The sequence below is a fragment of the Streptomyces sp. NPDC102514 genome, assembly GCF_055584525.1.
On sequence record NZ_JBVJLW010000004.1, the window covers coordinates 564,350 to 587,837 of the forward strand.

At 71.2% G+C, this 23,488-nt stretch carries 23 protein-coding genes; 21 read left to right on the forward strand and 2 right to left on the reverse strand.

The genetic code is table 11. The annotated features are described in order from the left end of the window. Nucleotides 1-67 precede the first annotated feature (67 nt). Together ACZ60E_RS13895 and ACZ60E_RS13900 are read left to right on the forward strand one after the other, a co-directional pair. Nucleotides 68-2,185: a P-loop NTPase family protein gene (locus ACZ60E_RS13895; protein WP_469440296.1), complete on the forward strand. Its 2,118-nt coding sequence runs from the start codon at nt 68-70 to the stop codon at nt 2,183-2,185. Between the two features lie 204 nt (nt 2,186-2,389). Next, a complete protein-coding gene (locus ACZ60E_RS13900) occupies nt 2,390-2,854 on the forward strand; it encodes a hypothetical protein (protein ID WP_469440298.1) in 465 nt (154 codons plus the stop codon). Nucleotides 2,855-2,857: 3 nt separating this feature from the next. Here the strand turns inward: ACZ60E_RS13900 and ACZ60E_RS13905 are convergent, their stop codons facing one another. Continuing rightward, a complete protein-coding gene (locus ACZ60E_RS13905) occupies nt 2,858-3,106 on the reverse strand; it encodes a hypothetical protein (protein ID WP_469440299.1) in 249 nt (82 codons plus the stop codon). A gap of 32 nt (nt 3,107-3,138) precedes the next feature. Between ACZ60E_RS13905 and ACZ60E_RS13910 the strand changes: the two genes are divergently transcribed. The 16 genes from ACZ60E_RS13910 to kynU all read left to right on the forward strand — a co-directional run bounded on the left by ACZ60E_RS13910 (nt 3,139) and on the right by kynU (nt 19,387). Continuing rightward, a complete protein-coding gene (locus tag ACZ60E_RS13910; protein ID WP_469440301.1) occupies nt 3,139-3,501 on the forward strand; it encodes a hypothetical protein in 363 nt (120 codons plus the stop codon). 89 nt (nt 3,502-3,590) lie between these two features. After that, nucleotides 3,591-4,445 (forward strand): bifunctional DNA primase/polymerase, encoded by an 855-nt coding sequence (locus ACZ60E_RS13915; protein ID WP_469440303.1) that lies wholly within the window; start codon nt 3,591-3,593, stop codon nt 4,443-4,445. Nucleotides 4,446-4,447: 2 nt separating this feature from the next. Then, nucleotides 4,448-5,920, forward strand: a complete 1,473-nt coding sequence (locus ACZ60E_RS13920) for an ATP-binding protein (RefSeq protein ID WP_469440305.1) — start codon at nt 4,448-4,450, stop codon at nt 5,918-5,920. A 447-nt stretch (nt 5,921-6,367) separates the two neighbouring features. Further along, nucleotides 6,368-6,610 (forward strand): helix-turn-helix domain-containing protein, encoded by a 243-nt coding sequence (locus ACZ60E_RS13925; protein WP_469440307.1) that lies wholly within the window; start codon nt 6,368-6,370, stop codon nt 6,608-6,610. 79 nt (nt 6,611-6,689) lie between these two features. Beyond that, nucleotides 6,690-7,952, forward strand: coding sequence for a tyrosine-type recombinase/integrase (locus ACZ60E_RS13930; protein ID WP_469440309.1), 1,263 nt, complete (start codon nt 6,690-6,692; stop codon nt 7,950-7,952). A gap of 282 nt (nt 7,953-8,234) precedes the next feature. Next, nucleotides 8,235-8,522: a hypothetical protein gene (locus tag ACZ60E_RS13935; RefSeq protein ID WP_384805854.1), complete on the forward strand. Its 288-nt coding sequence runs from the start codon at nt 8,235-8,237 to the stop codon at nt 8,520-8,522. Between the two features lie 382 nt (nt 8,523-8,904). After that, a complete protein-coding gene (locus ACZ60E_RS13940) occupies nt 8,905-9,423 on the forward strand; it encodes a DUF2617 family protein (protein WP_384805852.1) in 519 nt (172 codons plus the stop codon). A 142-nt stretch (nt 9,424-9,565) separates the two neighbouring features. Next, nucleotides 9,566-11,179: a polyamine aminopropyltransferase gene (locus ACZ60E_RS13945; protein ID WP_469440311.1), complete on the forward strand. Its 1,614-nt coding sequence runs from the start codon at nt 9,566-9,568 to the stop codon at nt 11,177-11,179. A gap of 89 nt (nt 11,180-11,268) precedes the next feature. Continuing rightward, on the forward strand, nt 11,269-12,036 hold the full coding sequence (locus ACZ60E_RS13950) for an SRPBCC domain-containing protein (protein WP_469440313.1): 768 nt from the start codon (nt 11,269-11,271) through the stop codon (nt 12,034-12,036). Nucleotides 12,037-12,216: 180 nt separating this feature from the next. Beyond that, a complete protein-coding gene (locus tag ACZ60E_RS13955) occupies nt 12,217-13,008 on the forward strand; it encodes an aldose epimerase family protein (protein WP_384805846.1) in 792 nt (263 codons plus the stop codon). A gap of 10 nt (nt 13,009-13,018) precedes the next feature. Then, nucleotides 13,019-13,570, forward strand: a complete 552-nt coding sequence (gene pyrE, locus ACZ60E_RS13960; RefSeq protein WP_385835345.1) for an orotate phosphoribosyltransferase — start codon at nt 13,019-13,021, stop codon at nt 13,568-13,570. Between the two features lie 143 nt (nt 13,571-13,713). Next, the gene (gene fbaA, locus ACZ60E_RS13965) at nt 13,714-14,736 is read left to right on the forward strand and encodes a class II fructose-bisphosphate aldolase (RefSeq protein ID WP_384805842.1); all 1,023 of its coding nucleotides are present in this window, start codon (nt 13,714-13,716) and stop codon (nt 14,734-14,736) included. 160 nt (nt 14,737-14,896) lie between these two features. Then, complete coding sequence (locus ACZ60E_RS13970; protein WP_469440481.1) at nt 14,897-16,354, forward strand: MFS transporter; 1,458 nt, start codon at nt 14,897-14,899, stop codon at nt 16,352-16,354. 354 nt (nt 16,355-16,708) lie between these two features. Then, nucleotides 16,709-17,122 carry a DUF3151 domain-containing protein gene (locus ACZ60E_RS13975; RefSeq protein WP_107018089.1) on the forward strand — a complete coding sequence of 138 codons (414 nt, stop codon included), beginning with the start codon at nt 16,709-16,711 and terminating at the stop codon, nt 17,120-17,122. Between the two features lie 167 nt (nt 17,123-17,289). Next, on the forward strand, nt 17,290-18,138 hold the full coding sequence (locus ACZ60E_RS13980; protein WP_384805839.1) for a tryptophan 2,3-dioxygenase family protein: 849 nt from the start codon (nt 17,290-17,292) through the stop codon (nt 18,136-18,138). Further along, complete coding sequence (kynU, locus tag ACZ60E_RS13985) at nt 18,131-19,387, forward strand: kynureninase (RefSeq protein WP_469440316.1); 1,257 nt, start codon at nt 18,131-18,133, stop codon at nt 19,385-19,387. The genes ACZ60E_RS13980 and kynU overlap by 8 nt, the downstream gene beginning before the upstream one ends. A 186-nt stretch (nt 19,388-19,573) precedes the next feature. Here the strand turns inward: kynU and ACZ60E_RS13990 are convergent, their stop codons facing one another. Next, the gene (locus tag ACZ60E_RS13990) at nt 19,574-20,227 is read right to left on the reverse strand and encodes a TetR/AcrR family transcriptional regulator (RefSeq protein WP_469440317.1); all 654 of its coding nucleotides are present in this window, start codon (nt 20,225-20,227) and stop codon (nt 19,574-19,576) included. A gap of 226 nt (nt 20,228-20,453) precedes the next feature. Here ACZ60E_RS13990 and ACZ60E_RS13995 point away from each other — a divergent pair, with 226 nt between their 5' ends. From ACZ60E_RS13995 to ACZ60E_RS14005, 3 genes are all read left to right on the forward strand, one after another. Beyond that, nucleotides 20,454-21,320 (forward strand): alpha/beta hydrolase, encoded by an 867-nt coding sequence (locus ACZ60E_RS13995; RefSeq protein ID WP_384805833.1) that lies wholly within the window; start codon nt 20,454-20,456, stop codon nt 21,318-21,320. A gap of 136 nt (nt 21,321-21,456) precedes the next feature. Beyond that, nucleotides 21,457-22,806 carry a sensor histidine kinase gene (locus tag ACZ60E_RS14000; RefSeq protein ID WP_469440321.1) on the forward strand — a complete coding sequence of 450 codons (1,350 nt, stop codon included), beginning with the start codon at nt 21,457-21,459 and terminating at the stop codon, nt 22,804-22,806. Then, a complete protein-coding gene (locus ACZ60E_RS14005) occupies nt 22,803-23,468 on the forward strand; it encodes a response regulator (RefSeq protein ID WP_384805829.1) in 666 nt (221 codons plus the stop codon). Before ACZ60E_RS14000 ends, ACZ60E_RS14005 begins: the two co-directional genes overlap by 4 nt. Nucleotides 23,469-23,488 lie beyond the last annotated feature (20 nt).

Here is a 23,488-nt window from a genome sequence, read left to right on the forward strand (position 1 = left end):
GGACACGGACACCCCGGTTCTCTCCTTCACGTCCGCCCCCGCGGGGGCAGTCAGGAGCAGTTCCAGCATGTCTGAGAACGTCGTTCACCTCCACAAGCACACCGACCCGCCCACCGACGGCACGGCACCGACCGTGTTGACCGTGGTGCCGGATGCCCCGGCGGCGCCGCTCGTGCCGCTGTGGGTGCGCTCCGGCCGCGCGGTGAAGACCGCCGCCACGCACGAGAAGACGAAGTCCGCTGCCCGCGCGGTGGCCCGGCACAGCCTCTACACGTTCAACGGAGGCCGGATCGTGGCCCGCCGCACGTGGGACGGGAAGACCGGGGCCCGGTATGAGCGGATGATCCGGGCGGCGGAGGCTGCCGGGAACCTGGAAGTGGCGGAGGAGTGGGAGGAGCGTTTGCAGCGCTTCCGCGCCGCCCGTCACCACCGCCGCATGGATCTCCTGCACTCACCCGTAGACCTGGCCAAGGGCGTCGCGGTCGGCACCGGAATGGGGATCGGGGCGCTGGTCGCCCTCGGGGTCGTGATGGCCATCAACAACGGCGACATCGCCGACGTCATCACCCCCCTCGCCGCCACCATCAACTTCCTTGCCGCCGTGATCCGGATCGTGCAGATCGTGTGGGGACCGGCGCTCACGATCGGCCCGTTCCTCGCCCTGCTCGCCCTGTGGGCCGTCGGCAGCAAGCAGCAGGCGGCCCCGGCATGGTCGATGCCTGACCAGGTCCGATCGAGCGACGGCGAGCCCATCACTCCCTCGATCGTCGTCAAGGCCCTGCGCGACCTCGGCGTACCCGCACTGCGCAACGCCATCAAGGAAATGGGCGACGCCGGCGCCTCGATGCTCGGTCCGATCCGGATCGCCGGATGCGGGGTGGAAGTCGACGTGACGCTTCCCTCCGGGGTGTCGACGAACGAGGTACAGCAGCGGCGCCGCAAGCTCGCAGAGAACCTGACCCGGCACGAGCACGAGGTGTTCATCAACATCCCGCAGGCGGCCCGCACGGTCCGGCTGTGGGTGGCCGACTCGGGCGCTTTGGATGAGCCGATCGGTCCGTCTCCGCTGGTCACCGACGAGACGATGACCGCCGACTACGGCAAGGGCCGCGCCCCCTGGGGGCAGGACCTGCGCGGGGACGCCGCCGCGCTGAGCCTGTATCAGCGGCATCTGCTCATCACGGGCCTGTCGAACCAGGGCAAGACCGTCGCCCTGCGCTCGCTCGCTCTGTGGCTCGCACTGGATCGCTCGGTGGAGTTCTTGATGGGCGACCTCAAGGGCGTCGGTGACTGGGCGATGTTCGTCGGTCGTGCCCGCGTGCTGATCCAGGGTCCGACGGATGAGCACGTGATCCAGGTGACCGAGATGGTGGAGGGCGCGGTGGAGGAGATGAACCGGAGGATCCAGGCACCGCCCGGCACCGTCTTCCCCGCGCTGATCGTGCTGGTCGACGAAGCACAGATGGCGTTCATGTGCCCGGCCAAGGACGAGGACAAGCGCCCGTACGGCGGGTCCAAGGCCAACTCCCGGTACTTCATGGCGGTCCGCAAGATTCACAACCAGGGCCGTGCGGTCAACGTCCTGATGTGGCAGGGCACCCAGGACCCCACCGACCAGAACCTCCCCAAGCTGGTCCGCGAGGGCGCCCACACCCGCGCCTCACTCGCCCTGGGCACCGAGTCGCAGGCGCGCATGGCGCTGGGGGACAAGGCAGTCGACGGGGGCGCCGCGCCCAACATGCTGCGTCCCGGCCTGGATCAGGGAACGTTGGTCGTCGCCTCTTCCGGCATGGACATTCCTGCCGGGCAGGCGGCCATCACGGTGCGCACCCACTACATCGACGACGACGCGGCCAAGGCCATCATCGAGCGGGCCAAGGCACTGCGCGATGGCGTCACCACCCTGCACGCCATCGACCGCAGCGACGACCGTGACCCGCTCACGGACATCGCATCTGTGGTCGGCACGGCGGAGCGGGTGCGCACGAAGGACGTCCTGTCCCGGCTCGGAACCCTCAACGCCGACGCCTACGGCGGCTGGTCGTTCATCGACCTCAAGCGCGTCCTGGACGGCACCGGAGCCGAGCCGTACAAGTCCGACGGGGTCATGGTCGTTGGCCGTGACCGGCTCGCCCGCGCCCTCGCCAACCGCGACGACCAGGGTTCCGCTTCCGCAGCTGAGTGACAGGGAGTTGACCGGTGGCGGGTCAGGGAGACAGGGAGAACTCCCTGAACCCCTCCCTGACCCGCCTCCCTCCCCCTGACCTGCACAAACGATCTGTCAGGGAGGTAGGGAGGCACCCCAGGTCAGACCCCTGAAACCCCCTCCACAGCGCACCCCCAAGGGGGTGCCCGAGCCTCCCTGACCCACTGCCGGAAGGGATTCCGCATGTACCCCGAACACCCCGGACCGCTGCCCACTGAGCGGGCCGTGACCGTCCACCAGCCCACCCCCATGCCGCCCGTCGTCCACGCGCCGGCGCCGCTCGTTCCCCTCCAGCCGGGCGCGGTTCCGTCGGTGGCGAGCATCGTCCTGCCGGACGGGCGGGTCGTCACCGGCTACGCCATCAGCCCCGCGCAGCCCGAACCCCTCGCGGCCAAGCCGGCCGTCTCCCGGACGGCGGTGAACGTCGCTCTCGGGGGCGTCGGTTTCCTCGCCGTGTGCGGCGGTCTGCTGCTGCTCACGTCGTTCATCGCGGCCCTGACCGCGTTCATCACCCAACTGATCACCCTCGCCGCCGTCATCTTCGGCGGATGGATCGCCGTACAGATCCTCGGGGCGAGCAGTCACCGAGGCGGCACGACCGTGAACATCCGCAAGGCCGTCATCAAGCGCAACCAATTCCACGGCTGACCTTCAGCGGCTGTCCCTGGCAACCCGCCTGCGTTCAAAAGCCGCCTTGAGGGAGTGCAGGGTCAGATAAGTCACTGCACACACGGCACCCAGCAGCAGTGCATCCCCCCAGGACTTGCCCGTCACAAAGTGCATGCCGACGGCAATCACCCCGTAGGCGATCACCGCTATGCAGACCAGCACCGCACGCGACAGCCAAAGCTGCCGCGTCTGCTCTCTGGATCTGCCACCCACACCCGGTTGCCTCGTCATAGCAGCCCAAGCTATCCGCGAGAGGACACTTCGTGTTCGAGATCCGCGTCATCTGCGACCCGACCGACACCGAGCACCGCCCCGAGACGGGGCCCTGGCCGTCTCCGGAGCAGGCGTACGCAGACGCCCCCAGCATCCTCGACGAGATCGGATGGACGGCCCGCACCCTCGCCGCCCTCAAGTGCTTCACCGCCCTGGACCGGGAGTTCTACCTGCGCAAAGCCGCGCTGCTCGACCGCATCGCGCTCCTGGACGAGCCCGACGCCCCCGGTGACGTCACGGCCACCGCTCAAACGGCGGCCGTGTTCCTCATGGGCCTCGACCAGCCGGGCATGACCTGCGACCCGCGCCCCTACGTCCGCCGGCAGTACGCCTACTGGGCCAGGAACAACTAGCTACACCAAGGGCGGCCCCCCACTCACGCCAATGAAGCGGGGCCGCCCTTGTCCACCCGATCCCTTCAGACCTGTGGAGGTCTCCCAGCATGACGCAACCGACCGACATTCGGCGAGTGCCCGCCGCGCTCGCCCTCGCCGCGCGCAGCGTGCCCGTGCTGCCCCTGCGAGCGGGGAAAGGCCCGTTCGGGAACTGCCGTGCCTGCGCCCGCAACGCGTGCGGTGGCCGGCCGAACATGAAGGCCCCCGGGCCCTGCGCCTGTCCGTACCCCTGCCACGCGTGGGCCGCCGCCACCACCGACCCCCACACCCTCACCTCCCCGCAGTGGGCGCCCGCGTGGCGCAGGGCCGCTGCGGTCGCCTACCACCCCGGCGGGGCAGGGCTGACCGTGGTCGACCTGGACAACGCGGCGGCCATCGCATGGGCCCGCGCCACACTGCCCGCGACGCGGACCGTGGCGACGACGCGGGGCGAGCACTGGATCTACCAGGGCGTCATGCAGTCCGTGAACGCGGTCCGACCCGGCGTAGACATCAAGTCCCTTATGGCGTACGCCCGTTGGCTCGGACCCGGCATCGGCGCCACGGCGCCTCTCCCTGCCGTGGTCCGCGCGCTGGCAGTAAAGGCCCCGCCGACCGCCCACAGGGCGCCACAAGCCCTCACGGCATCCCTTAAGGGGCAAAGCGGGGCATGCCCGCACCGCACACCCGCCTATCTGGATCGTGGCATCGCCATGGCTGTGCAGCGCATCACCGGGGCGTCCAGCGCGGTGCACGCGACCGTGTACCGGACGTTCCTCGCGGTGCTGTCCACGCACGGCCGGTGCGGCTGTCTCACCGACACCCACATCACCCGGTTGTTCACCGCCGCGCAGGCCAAGGGCGAAAGCGTCCGGCACTGCACCGACGCGTGGACCAACGCCCGTACCGCATTGGGGCTGTGAGCATGAGCGAGGATGAGAAGGACCCGGCCCGCAAGGTCATCACCGATTACGCGCAGGCGCATTTCCGGTACTTCCGCACCGGCGACGGAACCGTGTACGCGCAAAAGAACGCCCACCCCGTGGCCCGTCCGATCCGCTCGCAGGGCACCACGGGAAGCCACCGGCAGGAACTCATGGTCGGCCTGTTCAAAGACGGGATCGGCGTGTTCAACGGGACCGCGTTGAAGGAGGCGTTGGATTTGATCGAAGCACTCGCCCTGACCGAGGACGTTCAGCCCGTCCACATCCGCGTGGCCCCGGGGTTCGACGGGGCGACGTGGCTGGACCTGGGACGCGACGACGGACAGTCCGTCCGCATCCACCCCACCGGCTGGGACATCATCGTCCCTGACCCGCGTGAGGTGTGCTGGCGGCGCACGCAGCTCACCGGGGAGTTGCCCCTGCCGGCCAAGGACACCGACGGCAAGGGCATCGACCTGCTGATGCGGCTGTGCAACTTCGCCACCGCGGAAACCGAATGCCTGGCCATCGCGTGGCTGATCGGCTGCCTCGGGCCGTCCGTGCCCGTCCCGGCCCCGTTCCTCACCGGTCCGCAGGGGGCGGGCAAGTCCACGGGCGGGCGAATGCTCGTGCGGATCATCGAGGGCATGACCGGCGACCTGCGCCGCGCCCCGAAAGATGAGGAGAACCTGATTGCGGCGGTGGCGGCGGGATGGGTGACCGCGCTGGACAACCTGTCCCACATGACGCCGGACCTGTCCGACGCCATGTGCTGCATCGTCACCGGAGCCGAGAGCGTCAAGCGGGCCCTGTTCACCGACGGAGACGTGTTCCGTGTCGGCTACCGCCGCCCCCTCCTGCTGACCGGCATCGACGTGGGACTCATCCGGCCCGACCTCGCCGATCGGCTGCTTCCCCTGCGTCTCGAACGCCCCCGGGTGAGGCGTACCGAGGATGAGCTGTGGACGGAGTACGCGCAGGTACTGCCCGTCATCCTCGGCTCACTGCTCGACCTCACGGTCAAGGTCCGCGCCGTTGCAGCAGAGACCCCCACAGACCTGCGGATGGCGGACTTCGCCCACCTGTGCGCGCAACTCGACGCCGCCACCGGCCTCGGAGCGCTCACCGCCTACCGGGCCTGCCTCGACGACCTCAACGACGACGTCATTGAGGGCGACCTGTTGGCGCAGACCGTCATCGAGCACGCGGCCGGCATGGCAGCGGGCACGGAGGAGCGGATGACGTCCACGCAGTGGCTGCACTGCCTCAGCCGCCTCTACGCGGGCGAGGAACTGCGCGCACTGCCCAAAGGGTGGCCGACCACGGGCAAAGTCCTGTCCGACCGTCTCAAGCGCCTCCAGCCCACCCTCGCCGCCCGGGGCGTGATCATCGACTCCGGCCGCACCAAAGAAGGCCGCTACATCGAGATCACCCGGCTCGCCCCGCCCGCACACGAGCAGGAAACGGCGTTCTGACCGGAGCCGATCACGGCACAAGCAAGAGGAGCACGCGCCCGCGCGGGGTGCTCCTCTTGCTGTTCGCCGCTTGCGGCGCCCCAAGGACGTGCCGCGCAGCGGCCCCTCATTCGCGCTCTGAGCGGCACTGCACCACCACAGACACCCCTCCCTTTTTTCCTAAGTAGGAGAGCGCTGCGTCACCTGCGTCACCCGACCCCACAAAACGGCGGGTGACCTGCACAGACACGGGTGACGCAGACGGCATATCTCTGCGTCATCGTGCGTCATCTGCGTCACCGATGACGGAAGCCTGCGTCACCGGTGACGCACACCCAACCCTCTGCGTCACCCCAAACCCGCAGGTCAGACGTCCGCGTGACGCAGATGACGCGGGTGACGCAGAAATCCCCACCTCGGACACACACGACGTCCCCCAGCACGCCCGGCCCGCACGGAGGACCCGCCATGAGCCCCGCAAGCGAACAGCCGGACCCGCGCGCCACCCTCCGCGCCGGGCTGCCGGACCGGTACCTCACCCCCGACGACATCGCCGAAATCTTCGAGGTGCCCAAAGAGACCGTCTACCAGTGGCGCAGGAAGAACGTCGGCCCGCCCGGATTCCGCATCGGCAAGCACCTCCGATACGACCCCGCCGACGTCCGCGCCTACGTCACCCAGCGCAAGACCGCAGACCTCGACGCCGCCTGACCCCACACCCACCGCAGACAGCAGGGAGAGCCGCCACCCGGCGGCTCTCCCTGCTGCGTGTTGAGAGGACCCCCACCACATGGCAGGCCACATCCAAGACCGCTGGTACAAGACCGACACCAACACCGACGGCAAGACCGCCCGCGTCAAAAGCGACCGCCACGGCAGCGGCCTGCGCTACCGCGCCCGCTACATCGGCCCCGACGGCACCGAGAAGAGCAAGTCTTTCCGCGACCGGGAGAAGCGACTCGCAGAGAAGTGGCTGAGCGCCATCGAGACGGACATGACGCGCGGCCAGTACACCGACCCCAAGTCGGTGCGGATCACGTTCCGGCAGTACGCCGAGAAGTGGTTGGACAGCAAGACTTCCAGCCCGATGACCCGTAAGGAACTCGGCCGGCGGCTACGGCTGCACGTCTATCCGGTGCTCGGTTCTCGTCCGGTCGGGACTTTCCGACCCGAGCACATCAGGGAACTCCTAGCCGCGCTGGAAGCGAAGCGCGGCGTGAGCCCCGCCTACGCGCGGAACATCTTCGCCGACGTTCAGTCGGTCCTGTCCGCCGCCGTGGATGACTCGCTGCTCTCCCGCAATCCGTGCGGTGCGCGAACGGTGCGCCGTCCCAAGCCGGACTCGCACCAGGTGGTCCCATGGGAGCCCGCGCAGATGTTCGCCGTTCGAATGGCGCTCCTGGAGCGGTACCGGGCGATGGTCGACATCGGCGCCGGGTGCGGTCTGCGCCAGGGCGAGGTGTTCGGGTTGGCGGAGGACGCGATCGACGCCGACGGCCGCACGCTCCACGTCGTGCGACAGATCAAGCACGTGGAGGGACACCCGGTGTTCGACCTGCCCAAGGGCGGCAAGAAGCGGGACGTGCCCTTGCCCGACTCTGTGGCGGTTGCCCTCCGGGCTCACATGGACGCCTGGAAGCCGGTTGAGATCACGCTGCCGTGGCGGGTGCCGGAAGGACCGAAGGTGTCAGCACGGGTGATCTTCACGGCCGAGCAGGGCGGCATCGTGTGGCGGAGCAACTTCAACAGCAAGGAGTGGAAGCCTGCTCTGTCCGCTGCGGGGCTCATCGGGGGCGCGAGGGCGGACGGCCGGTACGAATCGGCGCGCGAGCACGGCATGCACGCCCTCCGGCACTTCTACGCTTCCGCGTTGCTGGACGCCGGCGAGAACATCAAGGCCGTGAGCGAGTACATGGGACACGCCGACCCGGGGCTGACCCTGCGGGTGTACGCCCACCTGATGCCGGACAGCCGCGACCGGGCGCGCGGCGCGATCGACTCCGTGTTCCGGCATCTCTCCGGGGAAGATCACGGCCCACAGACGGCCCAATGAGCCATGGACGGCCCCTGACCTGCCGTTCTGTGCAGGTCAGGGGCCGTTGCCCCGAGAGAAGGCTCTGAAGTTGCTCAACTCTGCTTTGGTCCGTGAGACGAGAGGGCATCCCCCTCCCACGCGAGACGCGCACCCGGGTGTGCGGTCGGAATCGCAGCAGCAGTCACAGCAGTCGTCACAGCAGCAGTCACAGCAAGGATCACGGCAGGAAACAGGCAGCAGGCAGACGAGAAGCAGAGCCCACGGGGGGCCGCTTCGGGGGAACGGAAGGAGGGTGGCGCCATGGTCTTCGGCATCATCCTGGCGTTGTTCGTCGTGGGGTTCGTGGTGGTGATGGTCGTGCGGAGCGCATCCGGCGGCCGGGGTCGCGGTCGTGGCCGGGGGCGTTCGCGCCGCGGCAGCGGCAGCTGGTGGGCCGGCGGCGGAGCGGCGGGCGGGGGCGACGGCGGCTCCTACTCCTGTTCGTCGGGCTCTTCGGGTCATCACTCCTCGTGCGGCGGGGGTTCGTCCTGCGGCGGCGGCTCGTCCTGCGGGGGTGGCGGCGGAGGCGGATGCGGCGGAGGCAGCTGACACGGGGCAGCTGAGCTCCGGGCGGAAGCCGGGTTCCGGGCGGCAGCCCTGATCCGGGTGGCCGCGTCCGGTCGTATGAGCGCCCTTCGGGAGACATCTCCCGGAGGGCGCTTCGTCGTTGTGGGGGCGTGAAGCATTTTGCGAGCCCCCCAGGGGCGCACTTTCTTGTTGAACAGTTGAGCTGTGGAGCCCTCGGGGGGATGGAAACCCTACGAAGTTGGGTAAAAACGCTGTGGCGGACGCGCCGTTCATGATTCCCTCGTATCGCCGACGCAGACCCCGGAACAACCTTCTGACCTGGCCGACCGGGCCCGGATCACCGCCCGGCGCCGACCGGGGTGCGACGGACCGACCCCACCCTTGCGTGCAGCGGAGCCGACCCATGCTCACGACCCTCAACACCGCCTACACCGACACGCGCGCGGCCGACCTCGCCTGGGCACTCGGACGCGAGCCGCTGCCCGCGCTCGCCACCCTCGACATCGAACTCGCGGACGCGAAACTGCAGTTGAGACTGCTGGGCGCGTCCCACCAGGTGCTCCTCGAACAGGAGCGGGGCACGTGTTCGGAGACCGTGGCCTGTATCGCGGGCAGCAGTTCACCGCTGCCGCTCGGCGTCGCCAAGCGGGCGGGCGACTGGGAGTACGAGTTCGCCGCGCGCGTGGAGACGCTGTCGCGCGGCTCCTTCGCGGGCCGGGCCCAGGAGTTGCTCGCCCTCGTCGCCGACCATCCGAACGGACTGGCAGGGGTCTTCCCCGGCAGCCCGCACGCCTTCACCGCGATGCTCGCGCAGCGCCACGAGGGCCAAGTGCACTGGCGCACCTGGCACGCGTACCCCCAGGAGGGCCAACTGGTCGCCACCCGCACGAAGGTGGGGGTACGCGTGCCCGCACCCCTCTAGGGCAGGTCCGGGGCGGGTCCTGGGCGGGCTCCGGGTGCGTCCCGGGAGGGGGTACCGAAACGGTCAAAGTATGCGCGGGCGACGGTATTTACACACGTGTGGGTGACAGGGCGCAGTGAAGCCGTGACGTAGCGTTCCCTGAATGATCGAGCCGCACGCGCCCGCCCCGCCCGGTACGGCCCCGCCGCCCCGCCGCGGCGCGGGCCAGGCGCGTCTGCCGGTCAGGCCCGCCACGGGCCGGTTCCTCGTCCTCGCCGGCGTGTTCGTCTGCGCGGCCTGTGGACTGGTGTACGAACTGGAACTGGTCGCCCTCGCCTCGTACTTGATCGGCGACTCCATCACCCAGGCCTCCGTCGTCCTGTCCGTGATGGTCTTCGCGATGGGCATCGGCTCGCTCCTCGCCAAACGGCTGCGCTGCCGCGCCGCGGCCGGATTCGGCGCCGTGGAGGCCCTGCTCGCCCTCGTCGGCGGCTGCAGCGCGATGGCCCTGTACGCCGTCTTCGCCTGGACCGGCGACTGGGGCGGCGCCTGGGCGAACGGCTCCAGCTACCTCCTCGTCGGCTTCTCCCTCGCCATCGGGCTGCTCATCGGCGCCGAGGTGCCCCTGCTGATGGAACTGATCCAGCGCGTGCGCAGACAGGACGCGGGCGGCGCCGTCGCCGATCTGTTCGCCGCGGACTACGTGGGCGCGCTGGCCGGCGGACTCGCGTTCCCGTTCCTGCTGCTGCCCCTGCTCGGCCAGTTGACCGCGACGCTGATCACCGGGACGGTCAACGCGATCGCTGGCGCCGCGCTCGTACTGGGCCTGTTCCGGCAGGACCTCACCCGGCGCGTCCGCTGGCTGCTCGTCGTCGCCAACCTCCTCGTCCTCGCGCTGCTCGCCTCGGCCGCCGTCCTCGTCGACGACTTCGAGCGGTCCGCGCGGCACGCGATGTACGGCCGGGACGTCCGGGTGGCGATGCACACCGACGTCCAGGACGTCGTCCTCACCGGCGGCGCCGACGGCAGCCGGCTCGACCTCTACCTCGACGGCCGGCTGCGGGTCAGCGGCAGCGACGAGCGCCGCTACCACGAGGCCCTCGTGCACCCCGCCATGAACGGCCCGCACGCGCGCGTGCTCGTCCTCGGCGGCGGCGACGGGCTCGCCGTGCGCGAGGTGCTGCGACACCGGGGCGTACGGCGGGTCGACGTCGTCGAACTCGACACGCAGTTCGTGGAGTTGGCCCGCACCGATCCGGCACTGTCCGCGCTGAACGACCACGCGTACGGGGATCCGCGGGTGCGGGTCGTCGCCGCGGACGCGTTCGGGTGGCTGCGGCAGGCCCCGCGGGACGCGTACGACGTGGTCGTCTCCGATCTGCCCGACCCCGAGAACACGTCCAGTACGAAGCTGTACTCGCAGGAGTTCTACGGGCTGGCCCGCGAGGTGCTCAGCGCCGGCGGACGGCTCGTCGTGCACGCGGGGCCCGTGGCGGCACGGCCGCGCGCGTTCTGGACGGTCGACGCGACGGTACGGGCGGCGGGGCTGCGGACGGTGCCGTACTCGGTGGGCGGCCGTGACTCCGAGGTGACGGACGGGTCGCGGGTTCCGCACGACTGGGGGTTCGTGCTCGCGTCGCGCGCCCGCCCGCAGCTGCGGACGGCGGCGGGGGCGCCGGGCGTGCGATCCCTCCAGGCGGGCGTCCGGGCGGCGGCGCGCACCCGGCTGGGAGGCCTGCCGCCCTCGACGCTGGTGCACCCGAGATACGCCGACTGAGGTGGCGTACGCGTCCGTCTGCGGCGGATCCGGGGGAATCCCCGCATGTACGGGTGCGGTGCCGGTGGTGCTGGGTAGGCTCGGCCGACATGGAGCATGAGGTGTTCGTTCCGGTTCCCGTCGAGCGTCTGCGCGAGGCTCTCGCCGATCCCGCGCGGGTGGCGCGGGCGCTGCCCGGTCTCCAGCAGGACGCGGGGACGGCGCCCGTCTCCGGCCGCCTGAAGGTACGGATCGGCGGGCACTCCATCACGTACCGGGGGACCCTCGGTGTGTCCCCGCGGGACGACGGCTCGTACGCCGTCGAGGCCGATGCGACGGAGGCGCGGGGGACGGGGACGGTGAAGCTCGCGCTCACGCTGGCCGTGCTGCCGGCCGAGGGGGGCTCGACGCTCACCTTCACCGGGACGGCCTCGGCGGACGGGCGTATCGCCGATCTGCCGGCGGACGAGGTGGCGTCGGCGACGACGCGCCTGCTGAACCGGTTCGCGGAACACCTGGCGCCTGAGCCGGAGCCTGAGCCGGATCCTGAGGAGGCGTCCGTCGAGCCCGGGCCCGAGCTGATCGAGGAGCCCCACTCCTCGCACGTGCCGTTCGCCGAGGGCGACTTCGTCGGAGGCTTCGAGGACGACGGGACCCTGCCGCCGGGGGCGCCGGCCGAGGCGGCGCATGCGCGGCGCACGATGATCGGCCGTAGCGCGGAAGAGGTCGACCACGCGCCGCCGCGGGGGCGGTACGCGCCCGTGCCGGCGCCCGAGTCCGCGGGCGGCAGCGCGGTCCTCCGCTGGGCCGCGCCCGCGGCGGCGCTGGCGCTGGCCTCGGCGATCGTGGTGGGCCGGGCACTCCGCAAACGCCACTGACCGCTGGGCCGCGGGGCTGAACGGTTCTGCCTGCGGCCGGCCCCGTACGGCCTGCGGCCGGCTCACCGCGCGCGGTGCGTTCTTCGCCTGCGGGCGGGTGGGGGTCGCCCGCGCAGTTCCCCGCGCCCCTGACGGGGCCCTGGGGCCCGTATCCCGGGGTGCACCCCGTAGGGTCGTCGCGTGAGTAACGAAGACATCACGCTGACCGCCGGCGACGCGCAAGCGACCGTGCAGCCGGGCAACGGCGGACGGATCGGCGGACTGAAGGTCGACGGCGTCGAACTGCTGCGCCAGGGCGACAAGTTCGGCTGCTTCCCCATGGTCCCGTGGTGCGGCCGCACCAGGGACGGCCGCTTCCTGAACGGCGCCATCCCCCACCAACTGCCCCTCAACTCCCCACCCCACGCCATCCACGGCACCGCCCGCGACGCCGCCTGGCGCATCGCCCGCAAGAGCGCCGACGAAGCCGTCATCACGTACGACCTCGTCGACCCGTGGCCGTACGCCGGCCGTGTCACCCAGGTCGTCAAGCTGACCGGGGACTCCCTGACGCTCACCATGTCGGTGGAGACGTACGGGGATTCGTTCCCGGCGCAGATCGGCTGGCACCCCTGGTTCAACCGCACCCTCGGCGGCGGCGAGGGCGTGCGCGTCGACTTCGACGCCGACTGGCAGGAGGAGCGCGGCGACGACCATCTGCCGACCGGCCGCCGGATCGACCCGCGGCCCAGCCCCTGGGACGACTGCTTCGGGATGCCCGACGGCGTCGACGTCACCCTCACCTGGCCGGGACAGCTGGAGCTGAACGTGGCCGGCCGCGAGCAGTGGGTCGTCGTGTACGACGAGCAGGAGGCCGCGGTGTGCGTGGAGCCGCAGACCGGGCCGCCCAACGGCCTGAACACCCTGCCCCGCCTGGTCACCCCCATCGACCCCCTGGAAGCCGCCACCACCTGGACCTGGCGCCGCCTCTAAGCTGACCCGCATGAGCGACGACGTACGCGGCGAGCTGCTGCAGCAGATCAAGGACAAGGCCGTGGTGCACGGCAAGGTGACCCTCTCCTCCGGGATCGAGGCCGACTACTACGTCGACCTGCGCCGGGTCACCCTGGACGGCGAGGCCGCCCCGCTGGTCGGTCAGGTGCTCCTCGACCTGACGGCGGACCTGGACTTCGACGCGGTCGGCGGCCTCACCATGGGCGCCGACCCGGTGGCCACGGCCCTGCTGCACGCCGCCGCCGCGCGCGGCCGGCGCGTCGACGCCTTCGTCGTCCGCAAGGAGGCGAAGGCGCACGGCCTGCAGCGCAGGGTCGAGGGCCCGGACATCGCGGGCCGCCGCGTGCTCGTCGTGGAGGACACCTCGACGACCGGCGGCTCCCCGCTCGCCGCCGTCGAGGCGGTGCGCGAGGCCGGCGCGGAGGTCGTCGGCGTGGCGACCATCGTCGACCGCGCCACCGGCGCCGCGGAGAAGATCCGGGAAGCCGCCGGAGTCCCGTACCTCTTCGCGTACTCCAAGGATGAGCTCGGTCTCGCCTGAGCCAGCACCGAGCGAGTACTGAGCGAACACCGAGCGAGGCCGGAGCATCCGGTCATGTCTGGAAAGATGGGGCCGACGATGACGTCGCCCCCTAGGTCAGGGTTCTCAGCAGAACGCCACCCGCACATACAAGGAGCGGACAGATGCCCATCGCAACCCCCGAGGTCTACAACGAGATGCTCGACCGGGCGAAGGCAGGCAAGTTCGCCTACCCGGCCATCAATGTGACCTCGACGCAGACCCTGCACGCTGCGCTCCGCGGCTTCGCGGAGGCCGAGAGCGACGGCATCATCCAGATCTCCACGGGCGGTGCGGAGTTCCTGGGCGGCCAGCACAAGAAGGACATGGTCACCGGCGCGGTGGCGCTGGCCGAGTTCGCGCACATCGTCGCCGCGAAGTACGACGTCACGGTCGCCCTGCACACGGACCACTGCCCGAAGGACAAGCTCGACGGGTACGTACGTCCGCTGATCGCGGTCTCCGAGGAGCGCGTCAAGGCCGGCCGCAACCCGCTGTTCCAGTCCCACATGTGGGACGGCTCCGCGGAGACCCTCGACGACAACCTGGCCATCGCGCAGGAGCTGCTGGCCCGCGCCGCCGCCGCGAAGATCATCCTTGAGGTGGAGATCACCCCGACCGGTGGTGAGGAGGACGGCGTCACGCACGAGATCAACGACTCCCTCTACACCACGGTCGACGACGCGTTCCGTACGGTCGAGGCCCTGGGCCTGGGCGAGAAGGGCCGCTACCTGCTGGCCGCGTCCTTCGGCAACGTGCACGGCGTCTACAAGCCGGGCAACGTCGTCCTGCGTCCCGAGCTCCTCAAGGAGCTGAACGAGGGCGTGGCGGCGAAGTACAACAAGCCGTCCCCGTTCGACTTCGTCTTCCACGGCGGCTCCGGCTCCTCGGAGGAGGAGATCCGCACGGCCCTGGAGAACGGCGTCGTGAAGATGAACATCGACACGGACACCCAGTACGCGTTCACGCGCCCGGTCGCGGACCACATGTTCCGCAACTACGACGGCGTCCTGAAGGTCGACGGCGAGGTCGGCAACAAGAAGACGTACGACCCCCGCACCTGGGGCAAGCTCGCCGAGGGCTCGATGGCCGCGCGCGTCACCCAGGCCTGCGGCAACCTGCGCTCCACCGGCACGAAGATCAAGTAGCCGAGCGGGGAAGTACGCGCACTCCGTACAGCGGGGCCCGGTTGTCCACAGGGACGGCCGGGCCCCGCCGTCTGTCCGTATGATCCGGAACATGGCTGACCCGACGCCCCCGTCCCAGGAGTCCCCTTCCCCGGTCCCGTCTCCGTCCCCGGCCGTCCGGATGTCCTCCTCCACGGGCAAGTGGATCCTGTTGACCACGGTCCTCGGTTCCAGCATGGCGATGCTCGACTCGACCGTGGTGAACGTGGCGCTGCCGACCATCGGCCGCGACCTCGACGCCGACCTGGCCGGTCTCCAGTGGACCGTCAACGCCTACATGCTGACCCTCGCGGGACTCATCCTCCTGGGCGGCGCCCTGGGCGACCGCTTCGGACGGCGGAAGGTGTTCGTCGTCGGCGTGGTGTGGTTCGCGGCGGCCTCCCTGCTGTGCGGGCTCGCACCGAACGCGAGCGTGCTCGTCGCCGCCCGCGCGCTCCAGGGCGTCGGCGGGGCACTGCTCACCCCCGGCTCGCTGGCCCTCATCCAGGCGTCGTTCCACCCGGAGGACCGGGCGCGGGCCGTCGGTCTGTGGTCCGGTTTCGGCGGCATCGGCGCGGCGGTCGGCCCCTTCCTGGGCGGCTGGCTGGTGGACGGCCCCGGCTGGCGCTGGGTGTTCCTGTTGAACGTCCCGCTCGCCCTGCTGTGCGCCCCGATCGCCCTGAGACACGTACCGGAGTCGAAGGACGACCGGGTCCACGGGCGTGGTTTCGACGTGCTCGGCGCCGCCCTCGGCGCACTGTCGCTGGCCCTGGTGACGTACGCCCTCATCGAGGCGCCCGGCGGTTCGGTGCCCGTCGTGGCGTTGACGGCGGCGGCCGGTGTCGCGGCGGGCGTCGCCTTCGTGGCCGTGGAGAAGCGGCGGCCCGACCCGATGATGCCGCTCGACATCTTCGCGTCCCGCCAGTTCACGGCGGTCAACCTCGTCACCCTGTGCGTGTACGCGGCCTTCGGCGGGTTCTTCTTCCTCTCCGCGGTCCAGCTCCAGGTCGTGGCCGGTTACTCGGCCCTGGGCGCCGGTACGGCGCTGCTGCCGACCACGGTCCTCATGCTGCTGCTGTCGGCCCGCTCGGGCGAACTCGCCCAGCGCATCGGCCCGCGCATCCCGCTCACCGTCGGCCCGCTGCTGTGCGCGACCGGGATGCTGCTGATGCTGAGAGTGGGCGAGGACGCCTCGTACGCGGCCGACGTGCTGCCCGCCGTCCTGGTGCTCGGCACCGGCATGGTGACGCTGGTGGCGCCCCTCACCGCGACCGTGCTGGCCTCCGTGGACACCGGCCGGGCGGGGCTCGCCAGCGGCATCAACAACGCGGCGGCCCGCGCCGCGGGTCTCGTCGCGGTGGCCGCGCTGCCGCTGCTGGCCGGGATGGGCGAGGAGGCGTACCGGTCGGCGGACGCCTTCGACGACGCGTTCCGGCGGGCCATGCCCCTGTGCGCGGGCATCCTGGTGGTGGGCGCGGTGATCGCCTTCGCGACCGTGCGCAAGCCCCCGCCGGGCTGCCTGCGGCCGGAATGCCTCACGCACGGCAGCGTGACGGCTCCGCCGCTGGAGCCGAACCGCTCACGGGGACGGCTGAAGTAGCCCGCCCGCCCTCTCTCCATCCCCGCACCGGTCGACGGGTCGGATGACCGGCACCCGTCGACGGGACCAGGGAGCGGGCCGTGCCGGTACGTCGAAAGTCCGCCGCGTAGGGCTCCCGCAAAAAAGCCCGACCCTCCAACTGAGAGCCGTATGCACGGGGGCGGCGGACTCGACGTACCGGCACGGCCCGCTCCCACCCCGACGCACCTGTGGTCCATCCCTGGCCCATCCCCAGCCCGTCCCGGGCTCACCCCCGGGCCCGGCGGACCCGAGTGCCTGCTCGTGCACGTTTTCGGTCGGGGCAGCTCCACCCGGGGACCCCGCGGTGGCCGCGGATAGCGCAAACTGGAACCCATGGCCATTCACGAGAACCTCCTCGGGGGACCGCCCCCGACCCACCTGCCCGACGACCCGGAGCCGCGCGAGCTCCTCGCGAACGGCACGGCGCCCGCTGATGTCGCCGCGAAGTACCCGACCTCCTCGCTCGCCTGGGCGCAGCTGGCCGACGAGGCCTTCGAGCGCGGCAGTGTCGTCGAGTCGTACGCGTACGCCCGTACCGGCTACCACCGCGGGCTCGACTCCCTGCGCCGCGGCGGCTGGAAGGGCCACGGCCCGGTGCCGTGGGAGCACGAGCCGAACCGCGGCTTCCTGCGCGCCCTGCACGGTCTCGCCCGCGCCGCCCAGGCGATCGGCGAGCAGGCGGAGTACGAGCGCTGCGCGCAGTTCCTGAAGGACTCCTCCCCGGCGGCGGCCCAGACCCTGGGCTAGTCCCACGAGCCCTCCACGGGCCGCGTACGCGCAGGTCCGCCTGGTGTGACCAGGCGGACCTTGCGGTTTCGGGGCACGATTGTGGAGGATGCCCGTTGGGGACCGGGGCCCCCGTGTCGGAATTCGGCAGGGGCGGACCGCTACCCGGAGTACAGCAGGAGACAGCGATGTCCCAACAGGCTCAGCCCCACGCAGTGGCTTCGGAGCCCGAGACCCCGCATCTCGACTTCCAGGGAACGACCCCGTACGAGGACTACGTGCAGGCGGACGTTCTCACCCACCTCCAGCACACCCTCTCCGACGATCCCGGAGAGATGGTCTTCCTGGTGACGACCCAGGTCATGGAGCTGTGGTTCACCGTCATCGTGCACGAGTGGGAGACCGCGGCGAAGGCGCTGCGCGAGGACCGCGTGCCGGTCGCGGTGGCCGCCCTGAAGCGTTCGGTACGGGAGCTGGAGGCGCTGAACGCCTCCTGGAAGCCGCTCGGCCAGCTCACTCCGGCCCAGTTCAACTCGTACCGCAGCGCCCTCGGTGAGGGGTCCGGGTTCCAGTCGGCGATGTACCGGCGGATGGAGTTCCTGCTCGGCGACAAGTCCGCGTCCATGCTCGTGCCGCACCGGGGCGCGCCGCGCGTGCACGCCGAGCTGGAGAAGGCCCTGCACGAGCCGAGCCTGTACGACGAGGTCCTGCGGCTCCTCTCCCGGCGCGGCCACGCGATACCGTCCTCGGTCGTCCAGCGGGACGTCTCCGGCCGCTACGAGCCCTCCCCCGAGGTCGAAGCCGTCTGGACCGACCTCTACGCGGGCGACGAGAGCTCCGAACTCGCCCGGCTCGGCGAGGCGTTGACCGATGTCGCCGAACTGGTCTGGCGCTGGCGCAACGACCACCTGGTCGCCACCCGCCGCGCGATGGGCTCCAAGACGGGCACCGGCGGCTCGGCGGGCGTGGCCTGGCTGGAGAAGCGGGCCCGCAAGAACGTGTTCCCCGAGCTGTGGACGGCACGGTCCCATGTCTGAGCCGTACGCGGACTTCGACGGCAAGCCGCTCGCGGACAGGGCGGCGGCGCTGGACGCGGCCGACGAACTGGCCGAGGTGCGCGCGCGGTTCGTCCTGGACGACACGGTGTACCTGGACGGGAACTCCCTCGGCGCGCTGCCGCGCTCGGTGCCCGGCCGGGTCGAGGACGTCGTGCGCAGACAGTGGGGTTCGCTGCGGATCAGGTCCTGGGACGAGAGCGGCTGGTGGACCGCGCCGGAACGGATCGGCGACCGGATCGCTCCGCTGGTGGGCGCGGCGCCGGGCCAGATCGTCGTGGGCGACTCGACGAGCGTGAACGTGTTCAAGGCGGTCGTGGGCGCGGTGCGCCTCGCCGGCGGGGGCACGGAAGGGCTGGAGGAGGGGGCCGGCGTCCGGGAGGCGGCAGGCGTCCGGGACGAGATCCTCGTCGACGCGAGGACGTTCCCCACGGACGGGTACATCGCCGCGTCGGCGGCCCGGCTCACGGGCTGCACGCTGCGCCCCGTGGTACCCGAGGAGGTCCCGGACGCCCTGAGCGGCCGGACGGCCGCGGTGCTCCTGAACCACGTCGACTACCGCACGGGCCGCCTGCACGACCTGCCCGCGCTGACGGCCGCGATCCGTGAGGCGGGTGCCGTCTCGATCTGGGACCTCTGCCACAGCGCGGGCGCCCTGCCGGTCGGCCTGGACGAACACGGTGTGGACCTGGCGGTCGGCTGCACCTACAAGTACCTGAACGGGGGCCCGGGTTCACCGGCATACCTCTACGTCCGCCGGGAGCACCAGGCCCGCTTCGACTCCCCGCTGCCGGGCTGGAACTCGCACGCCGACCCCTTCGGCATGACGCCGGACCACGTCCCGGCCTCCGGCGCGCTGCGCGGGCGGGTCGGCACGCCGGACATCCTCTCCATGCTCGCCCTGGAGGCGGCCCTTGAGATCTGGGACGACGTCTCGGTCGAGGCGGTCCGGGCCAAGTCCCTCGCCCTGACGGACTTCTTCCTGGAGTGCGTGGCCGCGTACGTGCCCGGGGGTGCGGTGGAGTCGGTGACTCCGGCCGGCCACGGGGAGCGGGGGAGTCAGGTCGCTCTGCGGTGCGCTGATGCGGGTGGGGTGATGCGGCGGCTGATCGAGCGGGGTGTGATCGGCGACTTCCGTGAACCCGACATCCTGCGCTTCGGCTTCACGCCGTTGTACGTGGGGTTCGGGGATGTGGAGAGGGCGGCGGGGGTGCTGGGCGGGCTGTTCTGACGGCCGCCGGAGGGTGGGCAGGCGTTTTTCGCCCCCGCCGCCCCTACCCGTTCCCGTCAACGAGCTCGGGGGCGCTGCCCCCGAACCCCCGGTCCTCAAACGCCGGACGGGCTGGAGAACCAGCCCGTCCGGCGTTCGAGGACACAGTGACGGGACGGGTAGGGGCGGCGGGGGCGAGAAAACCCCCTACGCCACGAACACCCCACCCCGAGCGGCGGCAACCGCCGCCGCCGCGGCCCGCTCCCCGGCGCTCTCGTCCGGCACCACCCCCGACGTGAGCAACGCGTAGTACAGCGGCGCCGAAACAGCCCGTACGACCTCCCCCGCATCGGTCCCCACCGGCAACTCCCCCCGAGCGACGCCCTGTTCGACGCAGGGTGCCCACTCGGCGACCCGCACCTCGTAGAACCGCCGCAACGCCTCCCCCGTACGCGCGTCGCACGCCGCCGCGGCGATCACCGCCCGGAACAACGCCCCCTGCCGGGGGTCGGCGAGCGTCCGGCACACCAGCGCGGCGTTGGCCCGCAGATCCCCGAGCACGGAACCCGTCTCGGTACGGGGGAGGGACTGTTCGGCCATGTCACCGAGCAGGTCGGCGACGAGCCCGGTGACCGAGCCCCAGCGCCGGTACACGGTCGTCTTCCCGACCCCCGCGCGCCGGGCCACGTCCGCGAGATCGAGCCGGGCGAACCCCTCTTCGGCCAGCACGTCCCCGGCGACCTGCAACACGGCCGTACGAACCCGAGCGGTACGCCCCCCGGGCCGGACGGTCCCGGGCTCGGGACCGGGTCCTGAGCCGGGTCCCGGCCCGCTCTCGGTTTCGTCGGGCGCGGCGGTCATGAGGGGGACTCCTTCGCGATCAGGCGCGGTGGTGGGCGGGCACTCCACCAGCGTAACGAAACACCAGCACCGTTTACCCCTCACCGAGCGTCACGGCGGTGTTTAGACGCACGTCACCGGCCTGATAGCGTCCCGCCAACGACCCGCGACCCGGAGCACGTTGACCGCAAGCTCCGAGAGCTCACGGGCCGGGGAACGCACACCGCACCGCTGAGAGGCTTGGAGCATGCCGGACGACGCCCGCGACGCCGCGGAGGAGGAGTCGGCCTTCTCGCATCCGCCCGTCGACCCCGACGCCACCGCCGCGTACGGCGACCACCCAGACCAGGTCGTCGACTTCTACGCACCGCGCGGCGGCGAGGAGTCGGCCCCGCTCGTCGTCGTCCTGCACGGCGGCGCCTGGCGCGCCCCGTACGACCGGCGGCACATCACCCCGTTCGCGGACTTCCTGGCCCGCCGCGGCTTCGCCGTGGCCAACGTCGAGTACCGGCGCGGCGGCACGATCCCGGCGCAGGGCGGTACGGGACCGGTCGCGGGGCGCTGGCCCGACACCTTCGACGACGTGGCGGCGGCGCTGGACGCGATGCCGGCCCTCGTACGGAAGGCCCTGCCGGGAGCCGATGTGCGCCGCACGGTGGTCACCGGCCACTCGGCCGGCGGTCAGCTGGCGCTCTGGGCGGCCGCCCGGCACCTGCTGCCGGCCGACGCGCCCTGGTACCTGGAGAGGCCGGCGCAGCTGCGCGGTGTCGTCGCCCTGGCCCCGATCGCCGACTTCACGGTCGCGGAGAAGCTGGACGTCTGCTCCGGAGCCACGCTCCAACTCCTCGGCGGCGAAACCGCGTTCGAGGAACGGCAGCCGTACGCCGACCCGGCCCTGCTCCTCCCGACGGGCATCGCCACGACGCTGGTCCAGGGCCGGACGGACACCGTCGTGCCACAGGCGGTGGCCGAGGCGTACGCGGACGCGGCGGCGAAGGCCGGCGAGGTGGTGGGCCTGACCCTCCTGGAGGACGTGGGCCACTTCCCCCTGATCGACCCGGCGGCGGACGCGTGCGCGGTGGTGGCGGAGGAGATCGCCCAACTGGCCTGGTAGGGCGGGCGGTTCCCACAAGGCTCTGGTGGGCGGGCCGCCTCGGGACACCTCGGGACCCGTAGTACCTGAGAGGGAGGTCGCAGAACCCGTCTCACTGGTGACGACCACCACCCCCGCCGCGGCCTACGTTCTGTACATGACCGAGACGATCCAGACGCAGATGACACAGCCACGCGCCGGCCGGCCGCGCAGTCCCGAGTTCCAGCTCGCGATGGACGTGTCGCGGGGCCTGTGGCAGGACCTGTTCCACGACGCCTTCGCCGTCCGTCCGCTTCCCAGGATGCGGACCGACGGACCCGTCCTCCGGAGCCTGCCGTCGCGCCTCAGGGAGGGAGCCGCCCTGCTCCCGCACGCCCTGGTGGTGCTGGCCGCCCTGATCACGCTGCTCATCTCCCTCGCGGCCAACGGCGGCGGCGATCTCGTGCAGTTCCTGACCGGCGTCATGGGGATGGGCGCGGTCCTGCTGACCCTGCTCAGGCCGGTCGTCGCCTTCTGGTCCTCCATGGTGGTGCCACCGGTCACGGCCCAGTACATGAGCTGGTGGGACAGCGACTGGCCCTGGGCACCCGGCGCCTTCGCGACCCAGCTGGCCGTTCTCACGGTCGTGGCGATGCGGACCAGGCCCCGCACGGCGGCCTGGATGTGGACGCTGACCGCGGTCTACGGCTTCGTCATGCAGGGCTTCTTCCTCAGCGGCCACTACTACACGAACACGATGCCCTTCCTGTTCGTGAGCGCGCTGACCCTCCTGGTCGTCACGGTGTGGCACGTGCGCCGCGAAGCCGTGCAGAAGGTGACCGCCCAGCAGACGGTGACCGCGCACGAGCGCTCCAAGCGGACCCTGCTCGAAGAGCGCACGACGATCGCCCGCGAGCTGCACGACGTGGTCGCCCACCACATGTCGGTGGTCGCCATCCAGGCGGAGGCCGCGCCCTACCGCGTGGAGAACCCGCCGCCGGAGCTGGAGTACGCCTTCAAGGTGATCAGGGAGAACGCCGTCATCGCGCTCTCCGAGCTGCGCCGGGTCCTGGGTGTCGTACGGGCCGAGGACTACGAGGCCCCGGACGCCCCGCTGCCCAAGCTCGCCGACCTCGACCGCCTCCTGGAGAACGTGCGCGACGCCGGCCTGAGAGTGGACAGCACGGTCACGGGAGCCGTGCGGGAGCTTCCGCAGGGCGTCGAGCTGTCCGCGTACCGCATAGTCCAGGAGGCGCTGAGCAACAGCCTGCGGCACGCGCCTGGCGCGCCGGCCAAGGTGGAGGTCAGCTATGTGCTCGGCGGGCTCGGGCTGCGGATGGTGAACGGTCCGGCGACCGGGCTGGTCAAGCCGTCACCGGGCGCCGGGCACGGCATCACCGGTATGCGGGAGAGGGTGTCGATGCTGGACGGGGAGATGACGGCGGAGGCGACGGACGACGGGGGCTACGAGGTCGCGGTCTTCCTGCCGGTCCCGTCGGCGGCGGCGTCGACGGAGGACACGGCATGACCATTCGGGTACTGATCGCCGACGACCAGATGATGGTCCGCGAAGGCTTCTCGGTGCTGCTCGGCGCGATGCCGGACATCGAGGTGGTGGGCGAGGCGGTCAACGGCCGGGAGGCGGTCGACCGGGTCAGGGAGCTCGCCCCGGACGTTGTCCTGATGGACATCCGGATGCCCGAGATGAACGGCATCGAGGCGACGCGCGAGATCGTCGCGGCGGACGGCGCGGCGAAGGTGCTCGTACTGACGACGTTCGACCTCGACGAGTACGTGTACCAGGCGCTGCGCGCCGGGGCGTCGGGCTTCCTCCTGAAGGACGCCTCGGCCCGGCAGCTCGCGGACGGGGTACGGGTGGTGGCGGCCGGCGAGGCACTGCTGGCGCCCTCGGTGACGAAGCGGCTGATCACGGAGTTCTCGAAGCTGTCCGAGGAGCCCCGCTACTCGGCCACCGCGCACGCGGCGTACGGCGATCTGACCGACCGCGAGACCGAGGTGCTGGTCCTCATCGCCCAGGGCCTGTCCAACGTCGAGATAGCCGGCCGCCTGGTCGTGGCCGAGTCCACCATCAAGACCCACGTGAGCCGCATCCTGGTCAAACTCGGCCTCAGAGACCGAACACAGGCAGCGGTCTTCGCCTACGAGGCCCGCTTGGTGACACCGGGCTGACACCGCCAGGGGCAGCCCCT